General features: G+C 72.0%; 17 protein-coding genes and 1 pseudogene. 3 read left to right on the forward strand and 15 right to left on the reverse strand.

Annotation, left to right across the window (positions count from 1 at the left end; all coding sequences use genetic code 11):
- The first annotated feature begins 36 nt into the window (after nucleotides 1-36).
- Nucleotides 37-366, forward strand: a complete 330-nt coding sequence (locus ACFVXJ_RS08010; protein ID WP_389660404.1) for an antibiotic biosynthesis monooxygenase family protein — start codon at nucleotides 37-39, stop codon at nucleotides 364-366.
- A complete protein-coding gene (locus tag ACFVXJ_RS08015) occupies nucleotides 363-842 on the forward strand; it encodes a group II truncated hemoglobin (RefSeq protein WP_389660407.1) in 480 nt (159 codons plus the stop codon). The genes ACFVXJ_RS08010 and ACFVXJ_RS08015 overlap by 4 nt, the downstream gene beginning before the upstream one ends.
- 113 nt (nucleotides 843-955) lie before the next feature.
- Here the strand turns inward: ACFVXJ_RS08015 and ACFVXJ_RS08020 are convergent, their stop codons facing one another.
- The 10 genes and pseudogenes from ACFVXJ_RS08020 to fmt form a co-directional block, all read right to left on the reverse strand.
- Nucleotides 956-1,372 (reverse strand): barstar family protein, encoded by a 417-nt coding sequence (locus ACFVXJ_RS08020; RefSeq protein WP_389660410.1) that lies wholly within the window; start codon nucleotides 1,370-1,372, stop codon nucleotides 956-958.
- Nucleotides 1,369-1,836 (reverse strand): ribonuclease domain-containing protein, encoded by a 468-nt coding sequence (locus tag ACFVXJ_RS08025; protein ID WP_389660414.1) that lies wholly within the window; start codon nucleotides 1,834-1,836, stop codon nucleotides 1,369-1,371. Before ACFVXJ_RS08025 ends, ACFVXJ_RS08020 begins: the two co-directional genes overlap by 4 nt.
- Before the next feature lie 63 nt (nucleotides 1,837-1,899).
- Nucleotides 1,900-2,121 carry a CarD family transcriptional regulator gene (locus ACFVXJ_RS08030; protein ID WP_031145007.1) on the reverse strand — a complete coding sequence of 74 codons (222 nt, stop codon included), beginning with the start codon at nucleotides 2,119-2,121 and terminating at the stop codon, nucleotides 1,900-1,902.
- Between the two features lie 106 nt (nucleotides 2,122-2,227).
- The gene (locus tag ACFVXJ_RS08035) at nucleotides 2,228-3,241 is read right to left on the reverse strand and encodes a sugar-binding transcriptional regulator (protein ID WP_136211161.1); all 1,014 of its coding nucleotides are present in this window, start codon (nucleotides 3,239-3,241) and stop codon (nucleotides 2,228-2,230) included.
- A 112-nt stretch (nucleotides 3,242-3,353) separates the two neighbouring features.
- Nucleotides 3,354-4,052, reverse strand: a complete 699-nt coding sequence (rpe, locus tag ACFVXJ_RS08040) for a ribulose-phosphate 3-epimerase (protein WP_389660437.1) — start codon at nucleotides 4,050-4,052, stop codon at nucleotides 3,354-3,356.
- 101 nt (nucleotides 4,053-4,153) lie between these two features.
- Nucleotides 4,154-4,630, reverse strand: a pseudogene (locus tag ACFVXJ_RS08045) (DUF6177 family protein); the annotation flags it as partial.
- Between the two features lie 254 nt (nucleotides 4,631-4,884).
- Nucleotides 4,885-5,418: a pentapeptide repeat-containing protein gene (locus ACFVXJ_RS08050; RefSeq protein ID WP_389660440.1), complete on the reverse strand. Its 534-nt coding sequence runs from the start codon at nucleotides 5,416-5,418 to the stop codon at nucleotides 4,885-4,887.
- Between the two features lie 91 nt (nucleotides 5,419-5,509).
- Nucleotides 5,510-5,971 carry a hypothetical protein gene (locus tag ACFVXJ_RS08055; protein WP_389660443.1) on the reverse strand — a complete coding sequence of 154 codons (462 nt, stop codon included), beginning with the start codon at nucleotides 5,969-5,971 and terminating at the stop codon, nucleotides 5,510-5,512.
- A 509-nt stretch (nucleotides 5,972-6,480) separates the two neighbouring features.
- On the reverse strand, nucleotides 6,481-7,989 hold the full coding sequence (locus ACFVXJ_RS08060; protein ID WP_389660446.1) for an RsmB/NOP family class I SAM-dependent RNA methyltransferase: 1,509 nt from the start codon (nucleotides 7,987-7,989) through the stop codon (nucleotides 6,481-6,483).
- 123 nt (nucleotides 7,990-8,112) lie between these two features.
- On the reverse strand, nucleotides 8,113-9,057 hold the full coding sequence (gene fmt / locus ACFVXJ_RS08065) for a methionyl-tRNA formyltransferase (protein WP_389660449.1): 945 nt from the start codon (nucleotides 9,055-9,057) through the stop codon (nucleotides 8,113-8,115).
- Between the two features lie 250 nt (nucleotides 9,058-9,307).
- On the opposite strand from fmt, the gene ACFVXJ_RS08070 reads away from it, so the two are divergent.
- Nucleotides 9,308-9,838 (forward strand): hypothetical protein, encoded by a 531-nt coding sequence (locus ACFVXJ_RS08070; RefSeq protein WP_389660452.1) that lies wholly within the window; start codon nucleotides 9,308-9,310, stop codon nucleotides 9,836-9,838.
- A gap of 174 nt (nucleotides 9,839-10,012) precedes the next feature.
- Here ACFVXJ_RS08070 and ACFVXJ_RS08075 read toward each other — a convergent pair whose 3' ends face one another.
- From ACFVXJ_RS08075 to gmk, 5 genes are all read right to left on the reverse strand, one after another.
- Nucleotides 10,013-12,145 (reverse strand): primosomal protein N', encoded by a 2,133-nt coding sequence (locus ACFVXJ_RS08075; protein ID WP_389660454.1) that lies wholly within the window; start codon nucleotides 12,143-12,145, stop codon nucleotides 10,013-10,015.
- A gap of 87 nt (nucleotides 12,146-12,232) precedes the next feature.
- On the reverse strand, nucleotides 12,233-13,441 hold the full coding sequence (metK, locus tag ACFVXJ_RS08080; protein ID WP_389660456.1) for a methionine adenosyltransferase: 1,209 nt from the start codon (nucleotides 13,439-13,441) through the stop codon (nucleotides 12,233-12,235).
- A gap of 196 nt (nucleotides 13,442-13,637) precedes the next feature.
- Nucleotides 13,638-14,852 carry a bifunctional phosphopantothenoylcysteine decarboxylase/phosphopantothenate--cysteine ligase CoaBC gene (coaBC, locus tag ACFVXJ_RS08085; RefSeq protein ID WP_389660458.1) on the reverse strand — a complete coding sequence of 405 codons (1,215 nt, stop codon included), beginning with the start codon at nucleotides 14,850-14,852 and terminating at the stop codon, nucleotides 13,638-13,640.
- Between the two features lie 105 nt (nucleotides 14,853-14,957).
- Complete coding sequence (rpoZ, locus tag ACFVXJ_RS08090; protein ID WP_030879741.1) at nucleotides 14,958-15,230, reverse strand: DNA-directed RNA polymerase subunit omega; 273 nt, start codon at nucleotides 15,228-15,230, stop codon at nucleotides 14,958-14,960.
- A gap of 61 nt (nucleotides 15,231-15,291) precedes the next feature.
- A complete protein-coding gene (gene gmk / locus ACFVXJ_RS08095; protein WP_136210886.1) occupies nucleotides 15,292-15,855 on the reverse strand; it encodes a guanylate kinase in 564 nt (187 codons plus the stop codon).

The following is a 15,855-nucleotide window of genomic DNA, read 5'->3' on the forward strand; positions in this document are numbered from 1 at the left end:
GACGGGACCACCGACCGCAGGGAGAGGCTCCACACGATGACCACCACCGTCGAATACATCCGCTACCGGATCGCAACGGACGACCAGTCGGCGTTCGAGGACGCCTACGCGCGGGCCGCCGAGTCCCTGGCCGCCTCGCCCGAGTGCATCGACTACGAACTCGCCCACAGCGAGGAGGAGGCCGAGCGCTACATCCTCCGCATCCGCTGGACCTCCGTCGAGGACCACCTCCAGGGCTTCCGCAAGGGCGATCAGTTCCCGGCGTTCTTCGCCGCGATCCGCCCGTACCTGAACAACATCGAGGAAATGAAGCACTACCGGGTCACCGACGTCTTCGGCACGGGAAAGGCCGCCTCACAGTCATGAGCACCACGCCCGACACGACGCCCACCGTCTACGAGTGGATGGGCGGGGCCGAGGCCATGAAGCGCCTCACGGACGTCTTCTACGCGCACGCCCTCCAGGACGAGATCCTGGCGCCCGTCTTCGCCGGCATGGACGCGAACCACCCTCAGCACGTCGCCGTCTGGCTGTCGGAGGTCTTCGGCGGCCCCGCCGACTACTCGGCCCACCACGGCGGTCACCAGCACATGGCCACCAAGCACCTGGGCCGCGGCATCACCGAGCAGCAGCGCCGCCGCTGGGTGGAGCTGCTCATGGACACCGCGGACGAGGTCGGGCTGCCGGCGGACCCGGAGTTCCGGGCGGTGTTCGCCTACTACATCGAGTGGGGCACCCGGATGGCCCTGATCTACTCGGGCCCCAACCCGCCGCCGGTCGACGCGGCGAAGATCCCCGTCTGGTCCTGGGGGCAGACCCCGCCCTGGATCCCGAAGTCCTGACCGGGGCCGGGGGCGCTGTCGGGGCCACCCGGCGGCGCCCCCGGGCGGCTCGGCCCCGTCGGCGTCCCGCGAGGTGCCCGCCGCCCGGCAGGACCGTCAGGCCGGCAGGACCGTCAGGCCAGCACGACGGTCAGGGGGACCACGCCCGCGGTGCTGCCCTCGCCCTCGTACCGGCCCTCGGCCTCGGCCTTGCCGTCGCCCTCACCCTCGGCCTGCCAGAAGCCGACGGCCTGTTCCAGGATCTCGCGCAGCGTCGCCCACTCCGCCGGCCGGTCCCGCGCGTAGTCCTGCCAGGAGGTGACCGCCACCAGCCGCCCCGGCGCCCGCGGCAGCCAGGACAGGTCGGTCAGCACGTCCGCCAACGCGTCCCAGTTCCCGCCGAACCACTCCGGCGCCCGGAGCGCGTCCCCGCACCGTCGCAGCAGTTCCGCCTTGCTCCCGACGCCGTCCAGGTCCAGCCGCAGCGTCGTCCAGCCCGCCTCGTCGGCGGCGGCCAGCGCCGGGCCGAGCGGCCCCGCTCCGAGGGTCATCGCAGAACCGCCCTGAAGGTGTCGTAGTGGTCGTCGGTGTAGAAGAACTCGCCGCCCCCACCGGTCACGATCCGCCGGGCACCCCGGTCGCGTTCGCCCGGTGTCGGCACGGTGAACTCGTGGTAGTAGCCGCGTGCGCGCGGCGGTAGGGCCTTCTCGAAGTTCCCGAAGACGGTGCCGTCCTGCCGGTACGGGTACGGGCCGCCCTTGTCGATCAGCGCCAGCACCTCGCGGGCCTGCGCCGGCAGGGCCGCGGCGGGTACGGTGGCCATCCCCTTGGCCCACCCGGGCACGACGGCGCGCGCCCCGTCGCTCGGCCTCGCGGTGCCGGGGCTCGCGGGAGCGCCGGTCCGCGCCGCCCCGGGGGTCTTCCCGGCACAGCCGACCGCGGTCACCAGCGCGGCACAGAGGAACAGCGCCCCGAGCACGCGTAGCAGCGATCGGGGCACGTTCCGAAGGATCATGCGCCGATCGTGCCAAATATCCGGTTCGCCCGCGAGTCGCGGGGACCGGGATGTGAAGACGGCTTAGAGCGCGGCCATCTTGGTATAGGGACTCAGGATGCGTTTTTGGACCGACCCGAAGTCGACGAGGACAGCGATCCCCTCCTCGATACCGACGACACGGCCGAGGCCGTGCTCATCGTGAGTAACCCGGTCGCCGACGCTGAACTGCCGGAGCGGCGGTTCCACGGGGGCCTTGAACGGGCTGGACGGCAAATGGCGGCGAGGTACTGCTGACTTTGTCATTGACTCCAGTATGCGCCCAGCGGGCCGCCCTGCGGGCCGCCGTTCGGATCTCAATTCCGGCACCATCCGCACCAGGAGGGCGTGGAAGCGGACCCGGCGGCCCCGATCAGTCGTCGGGATCGGCCCGTTCCAGGGCCGGACGCAGCCCCGGCTGGGACTCCGTCAGCAGATAGTCCGCCACCGCCGTGTCGGTGACGAGACTGGTCACCAGGCCCGAACGGAGCACAGCCCCGATCGCGGACGCCTTGCGCAGCCCGCCGGCGATCGCCACCACCTCGGGGATCCGGCGCAGCCGGTCCGCCTCGACCGTGATGCAGCGTTCACCGAGGTCCCGGCCGACCCGCCGACCCTCGGCGTCGAACAGGTGTGCGGACATCTCGGCGGCCACGCCGAGCGAGGCGTAGTGCGCCCGCTCCTCGTCGCTCAGCATGTCGTGCACGGTGGAGATGCCGGGCTCCCACGAGCCGATGGACACCGCCGCGACGGTCACCTTGTCGAAGTATTCGAAGGCCCGCGCGATGCCCGTCTGGCCGCGCAGCGCGGCCGCCGTCGCCGGGTCGGGCAGCAGCATCGGCGCGTAGATGGGGTGCGCGTCGCCGCCCGAGACCTGCGCGGCGCGCCGTACGGCCTCCACCGAGCCCCGCTCCGCCGTCCCGGCGTCGTACACACCGGTCAGCTGGACCACGGTGCAGGGCGGCAGCCGGTGCAGGGAGGCCGCCATGTGGATGGTCGAGCGGCCCCAGGCGAGACCGAGCACGTCGCCCTCGTTGACCAGCTCGCCCAGCAGGTCGGCGGCGACCGCACCGAGGTTCTCCGGGTCGGGGGCGTCCTCGGTCGCGTCGGCCGGCGACTCGACCACCACGGCGTGCCGCAGCCCGTACCGGGCCCGCAGCGCGTCGGAGCGCTCGGCGTCCAGCTCCGCGGGGACCCTGATCTCGATCCGTACGAGGTCGCGTTCGAGGGCGGTCTCCAGGACCCGGGCCACCTTGAAGCGGCTCACGCCGAACTCCTCGGCGATCTGGATCTTGGACTTGCCCTCCAGGTAGAAACGGCGCGCCATGGCCGCCGCCTGCACCAGCTCCGCGGGTCCCATCCGCAGGGCTGACCGTCCCGCCGACATTGCAGACACCGCGTTCTCCTCACTGCTGTTCACATTCTCGACTCGCCGTTCATCCTGTCAGATCCGACGGCCGTTGATCAGCCCGTACAGCCCCGGTTCACCGAGCTGTTCATCAAGCCTTGGCCGCGTGGTCGCAAGCCCAGGGTGCCGCCGCGATCGCCGCGCCCGCCTGCTCCCGCAGCGCCCGGACCGCGGCGGCCGGATCGGGCGCCCCGTAGACCGCGCTGCCGGCGACGAAGACGTCCGCCCCGGCCTCGGCGACCCGCTCGATCGTCGAGGCCGAGACCCCGCCGTCCACCTGGAGCCACAGCTCCAGCCCGTGCTTGGCGATCATCTCCCGGGTCCGGCGGATCTTGGGCAGCATGATGTCCAGGAACGCCTGACCGCCGAAGCCGGGCTCGACGGTCATGATCAGCACCATGTCCAGTTCGGGCAGGATGTCCTCGTACTGCTCGATCGGGGTGGCCGGCTTGAGCGCCATGGCCGCCCGCGCACCCTTCGCCCGGATCTCCCGCGCCAGCCGCACCGGCGCCGCGGCGGCCTCGGCGTGGAAGGTGACCGACCCCGCGCCGGCCTCGACGTACTGCGGAGCCCACCGGTCCGGGTTCTCGATCATGAGGTGCAGGTCGAGCGGAATGTCCGTCGCGCGGCTCAGGGACTCCACGATCGGCACGCCGAGGGTGAGGTTCGGGACGAAATGGTTGTCCATGACGTCGACGTGCAGCCAGTCGGCCCCCTCGACGGCCTTCGCCTCCTCGGCGAGTCGGGCGAAGTCGGCGGACAGGATGCTGGGATTGATCTGAACGGCCATGCCCCAAGCGTGCCATGCCCAAGCCCACATCCGGCCACGCCCCCACAACTCCCCCTCCGCCCCGCTCCCCGCCCGCGCGGTACCCCCGTCAGGGGGGCCGTCTAGCCGGCCGGCGCCCCGCGCGAATGGCGCATGAGCTGTTCCATGGCGTTCCAGCTCTCGGCGCCCTCGCCGTCGCCGAGCGGGTAGTAGAAGCCCGGTCGGGCACTGTGACCCAGCCGCACCGGTCGTTCCTTCAGCGGCGTCCTGCCCGCGGTGTCCCGCCCGACCTGCCGGACCTCCTCCGGGCCCAGCACGAACGCGTACGGCAGTGGCGGGGGCTCGAAGCGGGGCGGGGCGGGGCGGGGCGCTGAGGTCCGGCGCGCCTCGCGCACCTGGCACATCATGGTCTTCAGCCCGTGCCGGGTCACCAGCTCGTCGGCCAGCTCCGGCAGCGCTTCCAGGGCCGGCTTCTCAGTCGAGCCGTACCCCACGGTGAGGGTGACGTCCTCCTCCACGCCTTCCGGGGTGCGGATCACGCGCAGGGTGGCGACGGCGGGCCGGTCCGGGTTGCCGACGACCACCGTCCAGGTGGGCCGGGGGGCGCGCTCGACCCGGGTTGGCCTTGGCCTCGGCCATCAGGTCGATCGGCACCCCGAAGACGCTCTGAACGTAGTACTGAGTGCGGATCATTACTCGGTTCTCTCACATGCATGCCATCGCACGAGTGGGTAAATGGTCTTCACAGCACCCGGGCCCGGGTCGTCACAACGCTTGGCCCGCCAGGCTCCATACAGCAGTCCTACTCGCCACACCCCGGTCGGCACCCGCTCGTGGCGCCTGCCGGCCCCTCCTACCGTGGGCGGCGCGGAGGTATCACTTGCACGCGCCCACCTCGCGCACCGATCCACGCCGCGAGTTCAGCGTCTGCCAGCTCTCGGTACGAGTCACCACTGAAGACGGTGATCGGACCGAAAACCGTGCCCGTAAGCCCACGCACGACCGTGGAGTCATCGACTTTGATCTCGAAAAGGTTCTCGTCGAGGACGGCGTCCGTCAGGTCCGCCCCCCTCATGTCGGTGTCGATCAGCGAAGCACCGAGGAACCTCACTCCGCGGACGCTCGCTCCTGACGCGTCGGCATCACACAGTGAAGCCCGGGCCATGTCCGACCCGTCGAGCCGCGCCGAGCGGAGCACGGCCTCGTCAAGGTTCGCCCTCACGAGATCCGCTCCGGTCCGATCCGCCCCTGTCAGATCTGCCGACTGCAGGTCGGCCCGATAGAAGGTCGCACCGACAAGTCGCACTCCCGCGAGAACCGCATCGGTGAACCAAGCATTCGTGAAGTCCCCACCCGAGAGGTCCGCACCTCGGAAGTCGCGCTCCATGCCATTGAGGTTGTACTCCTCCGAGGCGAGCCATTCCTGCAGTTCTCGTACGGCTTCGGGATCGACTGGGAGTACAGTCGGCTTCCAATTCTTACGCATACCAGATCGCGACGGGCGTGGGCGGCCCAGCGACTCGGCCACGTCCCGAGGAAGTCGCGGATCCCGGCCAGCGGGTCGCGCCCGTCCTCCTCGGCGTATTGCCGTCGGCGGGAGTCGACCTCTTGGGGAAGCGCCAGGCAGCAGTAATCCCAGAAGTCGACCAGCACGGGAAAAGCGTCGTCGAGCGTGTATTCACCCTGAACATGTTCGACGAGAAGTTCTCCACCCTCACACCCTGCGGGCTGATGGTGACGGTGTGGGCGTTTCCGTCCAGATCCTCCGGCGCGAATTCCGGGTCCCCCTTGGCCTCGGCCACCAGATCGAACGCTTCCAGGACGGACAGCGGCGAAAGCTGAATGTCGGCAGTCACCCACTCTCCCAGGAACATCAGTTCGTCGGGCCCACATAAGAACGGTGTGCCGGACTTCTCGACATAACACTGAGTGCGAATCACTGATCTGTTTTCCTTCCGGGCCATTGCGGCATGAGCGGGTAAATGGTCTTCGCATCCCCCGTGAGCGGGTCGAAGTAACCTTCTCCGTCCAACCCGCGGGGAAGAAGCTCGCCTTGGCCCGCTTCATCACCATCAACCCGGTTCGCGGATCACACATCCACACGTTTCCCGTGGCCAGACCCGTCTTTTGTCGATCTCGATGATCTTCGGAACCTTGACCATATGGCTGTTGAGGTCGCGACCACCGGGCCGGAAATGATATCCGCCGTTCCGCACAACACGTCCAGCACTGACGTGCCATGTCTATCAACTACGCGTTGACGCCTGCGAAGTGAGTTCCAGTCATGTCGACACCTGTTACGGACCAGTGACACTCGCCGCGGGACCGGCCGTCACCGGTACACCCGTGCGCCGCAGTCGGACGGCTCGTCCGACCGGCTGCGCGGCGAGGTCGCCCCGCCCGGGCCGACTTCGGCCGGGCAAAGGGCGGGGGCCTACGCCGCCGGCGGTTACGCCGTGCGGCGCAGGAGGGCCAGGTACATCGCGTCCGTGCCGTGCAGGTGGGGCCAGAGCTGGACGTCCGGGCCGTCGCCGAGGGCGGGGACGCCGGCCATGTACGGGCGGGCGTCGATCAGTTCCGCCGACACCCGCCCCGAGGCGCCCGCGCCCCGGCCCTTCAGGACGTCGTCCACCACGACCCGGGTCTCCGCCAGGTGCGGCGAGCAGGTCGCGTAACCCACGACGCCGCCCACCCGCACCGCCGCCAGCGCCTCCCGCAGCAGCCCGCGCTGGAGCGGCGCGAAGCCCTCCAGGTCCTCGGGCCGGCGCCGCCACCGGGCCTCGGGGCGCCGGCGCAGCGCGCCGAGTCCGGAGCAGGGGACGTCCACCAGGACCCGGTCGAAGGAGCCCGGCAGCCACGGCGGGCGGGTGCCGTCCGCCGCGATGACCTGGTACGGGCCGGGGTTGCCGGCCAGCGCCTTCTCCACCAGACGCGCCCGGTGCGGCTGCTTCTCCGAGGCGAGCAGGAACGCGCCGCGCTGCGCCGCCAGCGCCCCGAGCAGCGCGGCCTTGCCGCCCGGCCCCGCGCAGCCGTCGAGCCAGCGCTCGTCGCGGCCCTCCACCGGCGCCGCCGCCAGGGCCATCGCCACGAGCTGGCTGCCCTCGTCCTGCACCCCGGCGCGGCCCTCGCGCACCGCCTCCAGGGCGCCCGGCTCGCCGCCCTCGGCCATCCGTACCGCGTACGGGGACCAGCGCCCCGGCAGCGCCGACTCCTCGCCCACCGCCTCCAGCAGTTCCTCCGGCGTGGAGCGGCCCGGGCGTGCGACGAGGGTGACCTCGGGCCGCTCGTTGTCGGCCTCCAACAGGTCCTCGATACCGGCCCGGCCGCCGCCCAGCGCGTCCCACAGGGCGCTGACGACCCAGCGCGGGTGTGAGTGGTAGACCGCGAGGTGCTCCTCGGCGTCGTCCTCGTAGGGCGGCGCGACCCGCTCCAGCCAGCCCTCCAGGTCATGCGCGGTGATCTTGCGCAGGACGGCGTTCACGAACTTCGCGCGCCCGTCGCCGAGCACCACGCGGGCCAGCTCCACGCTCGCCGAGACGGCGGCGTGCGGGGGGATGCGGGTGCCGAGGAGTTGGTGCGCGCCGAGCGACAGCACGTCCAGCACCGGCGGGTCGACCTCGCGCAGCGGGCGGTCGATGCACGCCTTGATCACCGCGTCGTACGTGCCCTGCCGGCGCAGCGTCCCGTACACCAGCTCGGTGGCCAGGGCGGCGTCGCGCGCCTGGAAGCTCTCGTCCTGACGGGCCTTGCGCAGCAGTGGCGGCAGCACGAGGTTGGCGTACGCGTCCCGCTCGTCCACCGCCCGCAGCACCTCGAAGGCCAGCATCCGGACGGGGTCCTTCTGCGGCCGACGGTAGGGCTTGCCCTGCTTGCCGCCCTGGGGGCCGGACGGCTTGCCGTTGCCGCCGGCGGGGGTCCGCCGACGGGTCTGACGGGGCTGACGAGGCTGTTCGCTCACGTGAAAGGTGCTCCGGTTGTACGTAATGCCTGGGGTGTCGAAGAAGGCGAAGCGGGTGAAGAGGGTGAAGCGGTGAAGCAGGTGGTGTGGAAGACGGTGGGAAAACGGCGTGCGCGGCCGGTATCAGCCTACGTCGGCTCCGCCCAGCCGCTCGCCCGGCGCGATCCGCACGCCGCGCGCCCAGTCGGCGCCCTTCATCGGCTTCTTCCCCTGCGGCTGCACCCAGAGCAGTTCCACGGCGTGCGAGCCGGTGCCGACGTAGACGTTGTTCTTGGCGGGAGCGAGCACGCCGGGCGCCAGCTCCGTGTGGTCGGGCAGCGGGGCGACGGAGACCAGCTTGAGGCGCTCGCCGCGGAACACGGTCCACGCGCCCGGCGCCGGGGTGCAACCGCGCACCACCCGGTCGACGCGCATCGCGGGGGCCTTCCAGTCGATCCGGGCGTCCTCGACGGTGATCTTGGGCGCGAGGGAGATCCCGTCGGCGGGCTGCGGCACGGCGCGCAGGGTCCCGTCCTCGATGCCGTCCATGGTGGCGGCGAGCAGGCCGGACCCGGCGAAGGCGAGCCGGGTCAGCAGGTCGCCGCTGGTGTCGGTGGGGCGGATCTCCTCGGTCAGGTGGCCGTAGACCGGGCCGGAGTCGAGCCCCTCCTCGATGAGGAAGGTCGAGGCGCCGGTGACCTGGTCGCCCGCCATGATCGAGTGCTGGACGGGCGCGGCGCCGCGCCACGCGGGCAGCAGCGAGAAGTGCAGGTTGACCCAGCCGTGCTTGGGGATGTCGAGGGCGCTCTTGGGGAGCAGCGCCCCGTAGGCGACGACCGGGCAGCAGTCCGGCGCGATCTCGCGCAGCCGCTCCTGGAAGTCCGGGTCGCGGGGCCGCACGGGCTTGAGGACCTCGATCCCGGCCTCCTCGGCGCGCTCGGCGACGGGGCTGGCGACGAGCCGGCGGCCCCGCCCGGCCGGGGCGTCGGGCCGGGTGACGACGGCCGCGACCTCGTGGCGCCCGGAGGCGATGAGGGCGTCCAGGGCGGGTACGGCGACCTCGGGGGTGCCTGCGAAGACGAGCTTCACTGGGTCCTACCTCGCTATCTCGGCTGTCAGCAGCGCACCAGTCTATGGGCCGCACGGCGTACGTCCCACATGGTGCGCCCGGGGGCGTACCGAGACACGCGCGCCTCTCGCATATGCCGACACGCCCCCAAAGCGTGACCTGGGCGCCCGCTGACGCGTTGGTCAAAAGAGATTGACCGAAACGGGCCGCGATTGAGAACGGTGTCTGCGGCCCGATCCGCTCTTCAGCACCGGTTCGAGAGGCTTCTTCATGGCCGACCACGCCACCCACGACGCGCAAGCACGGGCCAGCCTGCATCTCCTGGTGCGGGACATCGAGCGGGTCCGCCGGCAGGTGGACGCTCTGCGCACGCTCACCGCCCAGCTCGGCAACGTGTACCGCCCGCGCCGCTCCGGTCCCTCCACGGGTTTCGTCGTCTACGGCAGGGCTCCCGCGCCCACCGTCCGGCTCGCGCAGGAACTGCGGGACAGCGTCGAGACGCTGGTCACCGCCGCGGTGGACTTCGACCGCTCGCTCGGCTTCTCATGGGACGCCGTCGGTTCGGCGCTCGGCGTCACCAAGCAGGCCGTGCACCGCCGTTACGGGGCCCGGCGCGCGCAGGCCGCCGAGCCCGTCGAGGCTCCGGCGGACGGGACGACCACCCGGCCCCTGGGACCGCTCCCCACCATCCCCGCGGCGCGCTCCGTACCGCCCCAGCCCGTACGCGAGGAGTCGGCCGCCGGGGCGCACGGCGCGGCGGCACCCCGCTCGCCCGCCTTCCCCGGCCCGCGCAACGGCTGATCCCGGGGCCCGCCGCCGGGACGCCGACCCCTGACGGCCGGGCGCTCCCGCCGTGACACCCTCCGCCTCCGGCGTGGCGGTCCTCCCCTGAGGCCGCTCCCGCCGGGGGCGGTCGCCGTCGCGGACCCGGTACGGGAGCCTCTCAGCCGATGTGCGGACCCGTACGGCGACCCCTCAGCCGATGTCCGGCGGGTCGATCCTGATCCGGACCGATTCCGCGGGCGTCACCCCGCGGGCCAGCCTGGCGGCCTGCGCCTTCTTCAGGGCCCGCGCCAGTTCCGCCCCGCTGCCGGGCCGCACCCGGATCAGGACCCGCTCCCCGGGCGACGGCGCACCGCGCCGGCCGGGCAGCGGCACCGGGCCCAGGATCTCCGCGTCGGGCGGCAGTTCCGCGGCGGCGAGGAACGCCTCCAGCGCCTCGGGCCGGCCGGCCACCGCCGCCATCCGGGACACCGGCGGGAAGCCCAACTGGGCGCGCTCCGCGAGCTCCCGCACCGCGTGCCCCACCGGATCCCATCGCACCAGCGCCTGCACCGGCCGCAGCGTCGGCTCCGCGACCACCACCACCTGCCCCTCGCCCCGCACCAGCGAGGCGGCGCCGATCCAGCGCCGCAGCGCCTCCTCCCCGGCCCGCAGGTCGGGGCGGCCGAGCATGGCCCAGCCGTCCAGCAGCAGCGCCGCCGCGTACCCCGCTCCGGCCGCGACGGGCTCCGCCCCGGGGGTGCACACCACCAGCGCGGGCCGGTCCGGCACCTCGTCCAGCACGTGATCTCGGCCGGAGGTGCGTACGGGCACGGCCGGGAACGCCCGCCCCAATTCCTCGGCGGTGCGCCGCGCCCCGACCACTTGGGCCCGCAGTCGGAACGAGCCGCACTCCTCGCAGTGCCAGGACGGCTCGCCACGCCCGCACCACCCGCACCTCAGGTCACGCTCGTCCGGGGCCTCCAGGGGCCCGGCGCAGACCCGGCAGCGGGCCGGTGTCCGACAGCGCTCGCAGGCCAGCCGGGGCGCGTAACCCCGCCGCGGCACCTGTACGAGTACGGGCCCGCTCTTCAGCCCCTCGCGCACGGTCTCCCAGGCCAGGCTGGGCAGCCGCGCGGCGCGGGCGGCCTCGTCCCGGGCCAGCAGTTCGTCCCCGACGGTCCTGATCCGGGGCGCGCAGGCCCGTACCGTCTCGCGGTCGGCGACCAGGGGCCGCGCCCAGCCGGACTCGACCAGTTGGGCGGCCTCGACGGTGCAGCTCGTGCCCCCGGCCAGGAAGGCGCAGCCGTCGGTCACCGCGCGCAGCTCCAGCACCTCGCGGACGTGCGGGAACGGCGCGTTGTCGTCGCTGTGGCTGGAGTCCCCGTCGTCCCAGACGGCGACCAGTCCGAGGTCCCGCACGGGTGCGAACATCGCGGCGCGGGTGCCGACGACGGCCCGGACCGAGCCCCGACTCACCGCGAGCCACTGGCGGTAGCGTTTCTCCGGCCCGGACTCGGCGGTCAGCAGCGCGTGCCGGCCTTCGCCGAGGAGGGCGGTGAGCGCCGCGTCCACCCGGGCGGCGGTGCGGCCGTCGGGCAGGACGGCGAGGGCGCCCCGGCCGGAGGCGAGGGTGGCGGCCATCGCGCGGGCGAGTTCGTCGGCCCAGCCGGGCCCGGGCAGGGCCGTCCACACGGCGCGCGGGCCGCCTCCGCCGGCCAGGGCCCGCAGGAAGGTGGGACCGGCCCCGTACCGCTGCCAGCCGCCGGGCTCGGGCGCCGGGGGCGACGGCAGCGGCTCCGGCGAGGGCTTCGCCTCGGCGCGGGCACTGCGCGGGGGCAGGGCGAGTTGGAGGACATCGGCCAGGCTGCCCGCGTACCGGTCGGCGACGGCGCGGGCGAGCGCCAGCAGGCCGGGGGTGAGGACGACCTCCGGGGAGACGACCTGGGCCAGGGCGGCCAACGCCCCGTTGTAGTCGGATTCGGCGCGCCGCTCGACGATGAAGCCGTCGATCAGGCCACCGCCCTCGCGGCGGCCGCCGTGCACCTGGTGGGAGCCCGCGCCGAAGCGGACCCGGACCCGGACGCCCGGCTGCGCGGTCTCGGCCAGTTCGGCGGGCACCGCGTAGTCCCAGAGCTGGTCGAGGTGGAGCACGCCCTTGTTGACCAGGACGCGGGCAACCGGCAGTTCCTCGGCGAGGGCGGCGCCGCGCCAGGTGCGGGGCTTGGCCTTGGGTGCTTTGGCCTTCGCCTCGGCCACGATGTCCCGGATGAGCGCGAGCTGCTCCGGCGGGCCGCCGGGATCCCGCTCCCCGCCCCGCTGCTCCGACTCGTTCGCGCTGCTCACACCCGCATTCTTACCAAACGGCACCGACACCCGGGCATGCGCGAGGCCCCGGACCCATCGGGGTCCGGGGCCTCGCGCGGGAGGTGACTACAGGCCGGCGGCGGCGCGCAGGGCGTCGACGCGGTCGGTGCGCTCCCAGGTGAAGTCCGGCAGCTCACGGCCGAAGTGGCCGTAGGCGGCGGTCTGCGCGTAGATGGGCCGCAGCAGGTCCAGGTCGCGGATGATCGCGGCCGGACGCAGGTCGAAGACCTGGCCGATGGCCTCCTCGATCTTCGCGGTGTCGACCTTGGCGGTGCCGAAGGTCTCCACGAACAGGCCGACGGGCTCGGCCTTGCCGATGGCGTACGCGACCTGCACCTCGCAGCGCGCGGCGAGACCGGCGGCGACCACGTTCTTGGCGACCCAGCGCATCGCGTAGGCGGCCGAGCGGTCGACCTTGGACGGGTCCTTGCCGGAGAACGCGCCGCCACCGTGCCGGGCCATGCCGCCGTAGGTGTCGATGATGATCTTGCGGCCGGTCAGGCCCGCGTCACCCATCGGACCACCGATCTCGAACCGGCCCGTCGGGTTCACCAGCAGCCGGTAGCCCTCGGTGTCGAGCTTGATGCCGTCCTCGATGAGCTGCGCGAGCACGTGCTCGACGACGAACTCGCGGATGTCCGGGGCGAGCAGCGAGTCCAGGTCGATGTCGGCGGCGTGCTGCGAGGACACGACGACGGTGTCGAGGCGGACGGCCTTGTCACCGTCGTACTCGATGGTGACCTGGGTCTTGCCGTCCGGGCGCAGGTACGGGATGGTCCCGTTCTTGCGGACCTCGGACAGCCGGCGGGACAGCCGGTGCGCGATGTGGATCGGGAGCGGCATCAGCTCGGGCGTCTCGTCGCAGGCGTAGCCGAACATCAGGCCCTGGTCGCCGGCGCCCTGCTTGTCCAGCTCGTCCTCGTCGCCTTCGACGCGCTGCTCGTAGGCGGTGTCGACGCCCTGGGCGATGTCGGGCGACTGGGCGCCGATGGACACCGACACGCCGCAGGAGGCGCCGTCGAAGCCCTTCTTCGAGGAGTCGTAGCCGATCTCCAGGATCTTGTCGCGGACGAGCTGCGCGATCGGCGCGTACGCCTTCGTCGTCACCTCGCCCGCGATGTGCACGAGACCGGTGGTGATGAGGGTCTCCACGGCCACACGCGAGGTCGGGTCCTCGGTGAGGAGCGCGTCGAGGATCGTGTCGCTGATCTGGTCAGCGATCTTGTCGGGGTGACCCTCGGTCACTGACTCCGAGGTGAAAAGGCGACGGGACACAACGCTCCCTGGGGTTGCAGCGGCTGCTGGCTGATCATTTGGCGGAACAGTACCGGGGGCTGCGCCCGGTCCGTGTTCCACATGCAGTTTATCGGTCGCCACCGTTTGCCGGACCACCCGTCTCGCCTTATGGGAGCCGTGTGACCTGCGGCACTACATTCTGGCGTACGGACTCGCCGTCCGGAAGGCGATCCGCTCAGGCGCGTCGGGGCGCGAGTCGCGGGGCGACCTGATCCCAAATGGCGTCCGCGAGGACTTCCTTCGGTCCATGGGGGACGACGGCCTCGCCGCCATCGGAGGACAGGATGACCGCCTCGTTCTCCTCCGAACCGAAGGTCTTGTCCTCGCCGACCTCGTTGACGACGAGCAGATCACATCCCTTGCGGCGGAGCTTGGCCCGTCCGTTGGCCAGGACGTCGTCGGTCTCGGCGGCGAAACCGACCACCACTTGGCCCTCACGGGCCCGCTCCGCGGAGACCTCCGCCAGTACGTCGGGGTTGCGTACGAGCGCCACCGGCTCGGGATCCCGCCCGTCCTGCTTCTTGATCTTGCCACCCGCGTAGGTGGCGGGCCGGAAGTCGGCCACGGCCGCCGCCATCACCACGGCGTCGGCATCGGCGGCGGCCTTGAGGACCGCCTCCCGCAACTGGAGGGCCGTCCCGACCCGTACGACGTCGGCACCGGCGGGGTCGGCCAACGCGGTGTTGGCCGCGACGAGCGTGACCCGGGCGCCGCGCGCGACGGCGGTGCGGGCGAGGGCGTAGCCCTGCTTGCCCGAGGAGCGGTTGCCGAGGAAGCGGACCGGGTCCAGCGGTTCCCGGGTGCCCCCGGCGCTGATCACCACGTGCCGCCCGGCCAGGTCCGGCTCACCGACGCCCCGGGCGAGCACCCCGCGACACACCTCGAAGATCTCGTCGGGGTCGGGCAGCCGCCCCTTGCCGGTGTCCTTGCCGGTGAGTCGGCCGACGGCGGGCTCGATCACGACGGCGCCGCGCCGGCGCAGGGTGGCCACGTTCTCCCGGGTGGCGGGGTGCTCCCACATCTCGGTGTGCATCGCGGGGGCGAAGACCACCGGGCAGCGGGCGGTGAGCAGCGTGTTGGTGAGCAGGTCGTCGGCCAGTCCGTGGGCGGCCTTGGCCAGCATGTCGGCGGTGGCCGGGGCGACGACGACCAGGTCGGCGTTCTGCCCGATGCGCACGTGCGGCACGTCGTGGACGCTCTCCCAGACCTCGGTGGAGGCCGGGTTGCCGGAGAGCGCGGCCCAGGTGGCCTCTCCGACGAAGTTCAGCGACGCGGCCGTCGGCACCACCCGTACGTCGTGGCCGGACTCGGTCAGCCGGCGGAGCAGCTCACACGCCTTGTAGGCGGCGATCCCGCCGCTGACCCCCAGCACGACCTTCGGCTTACCCACCACGCACTCCCCTTCGAGCCTTCGAGCGACATCTCTGCACCTATGACACACCACAGGCCCGGCAGATGTTCTGCCGGGCCTGTGGTGAAAGGAATTCCTGGTGCCTTACTGGGCCGGGGCCTCGATGGCCTCGGAGGTCAGCAGACCCGCGTTGATCTCGCGCAGCGCGATCGAAAGCGGCTTCTCGTGGACGTGGGTGTCCACCAGCGGGCCGACGTACTCGAGCAGGCCCTCACCGAGCTGCGAGTAGTACGCGTTGATCTGACGCGCGCGCTTGGCCGCGTAGATCACGAGGCTGTACTTCGAGTCCGTGGCCTCGAGCAGCTCGTCGATCGGCGGGTTGATGATGCCCTCGGGCGCAGTCATGGAAGAGGACACGCTCTACCTTCCGAAGATGGGTGAAAGATCTTGCGTCGTTCGGACAAATACCGAACAACGATCAGACAACGTCCATCAAGGCTAGCAGCTCGCGCGCCACGTCCTCGACGGAGGTGTTGACCAGGGTGGTGTCGAACTCGGTTTCGGCAGCAAGTTCGATCTTGGCCGCGCCCAGCCTGCGCTCGATGACCTCGGCCGACTCGGTACCGCGCCCGGTGAGGCGGCGGACCAGCTCGTCCCAGCTCGGGGGCGCCAGGAAGACCAGTTGGGCCTCCGGCATCGACTGGCGGACGAGCCGTGCGCCCTGCAGGTCGATCTCCAGCAGGACCGGCTCGCCGTTCTCCAGGCGTTCCAGCACCGCGCCGCGCGGGGTGCCGTAGCGGTTGCCCGCGAACTCGGCCCACTCCAGCAGCTCGCCGTTGGCGATCAGCTTGTCGAACTCGTCGTCGCCGACGAAGAAGTAGTGGACACCGTGTCGCTCACCGGGCCGCGGCTTGCGGGTGGTGGCCGACACCGAGAGCCATACCTCGGGGTGGACCTTGCGCATATGCGCGACGACCGTGCTCTTGCCGACCCCCGAGGGGCCGGAGAGCACGGTCAGCCGCGGACGAACCTCTGCTGCCAT

The organism is Streptomyces sp. NPDC058279 (assembly GCF_042881255.1).
In the GTDB taxonomy this organism is placed as follows: Bacteria; Actinomycetota; Actinomycetes; order Streptomycetales; family Streptomycetaceae; genus Streptomyces.

What these genes read in the sequence shown, in the direction of transcription:
- ACFVXJ_RS08010 (WP_389660404.1), top strand. Translation starts at nt 37, where the DNA reads ATGACCACCACCGTCGAATACATCCGCTACCGGATCGCAACGGACGAC.
- ACFVXJ_RS08015 (WP_389660407.1), top strand. Translation starts at nt 363, where the DNA reads ATGAGCACCACGCCCGACACGACGCCCACCGTCTACGAGTGGATGGGC.
- ACFVXJ_RS08020 (WP_389660410.1), bottom strand. Translation starts at nt 1,372, where the DNA reads ATGACCCTCGGAGCGGGGCCGCTCGGCCCGGCGCTGGCCGCCGCCGAC.
- ACFVXJ_RS08025 (WP_389660414.1), bottom strand. Translation starts at nt 1,836, where the DNA reads ATGATCCTTCGGAACGTGCCCCGATCGCTGCTACGCGTGCTCGGGGCG.
- ACFVXJ_RS08030 (WP_031145007.1), bottom strand. Translation starts at nt 2,121, where the DNA reads ATGACAAAGTCAGCAGTACCTCGCCGCCATTTGCCGTCCAGCCCGTTC.
- ACFVXJ_RS08035 (WP_136211161.1), bottom strand. Translation starts at nt 3,241, where the DNA reads ATGTCGGCGGGACGGTCAGCCCTGCGGATGGGACCCGCGGAGCTGGTG.
- rpe (WP_389660437.1), bottom strand. Translation starts at nt 4,052, where the DNA reads ATGGCCGTTCAGATCAATCCCAGCATCCTGTCCGCCGACTTCGCCCGA.
- ACFVXJ_RS08050 (WP_389660440.1), bottom strand. Translation starts at nt 5,418, where the DNA reads ATGGAGCGCGACTTCCGAGGTGCGGACCTCTCGGGTGGGGACTTCACG.
- ACFVXJ_RS08070 (WP_389660452.1), top strand. Translation starts at nt 9,308, where the DNA reads ATGGCCGACCACGCCACCCACGACGCGCAAGCACGGGCCAGCCTGCAT.
- gmk (WP_136210886.1), bottom strand. Translation starts at nt 15,855, where the DNA reads ATGGCAGCAGAGGTTCGTCCGCGGCTGACCGTGCTCTCCGGCCCCTCG.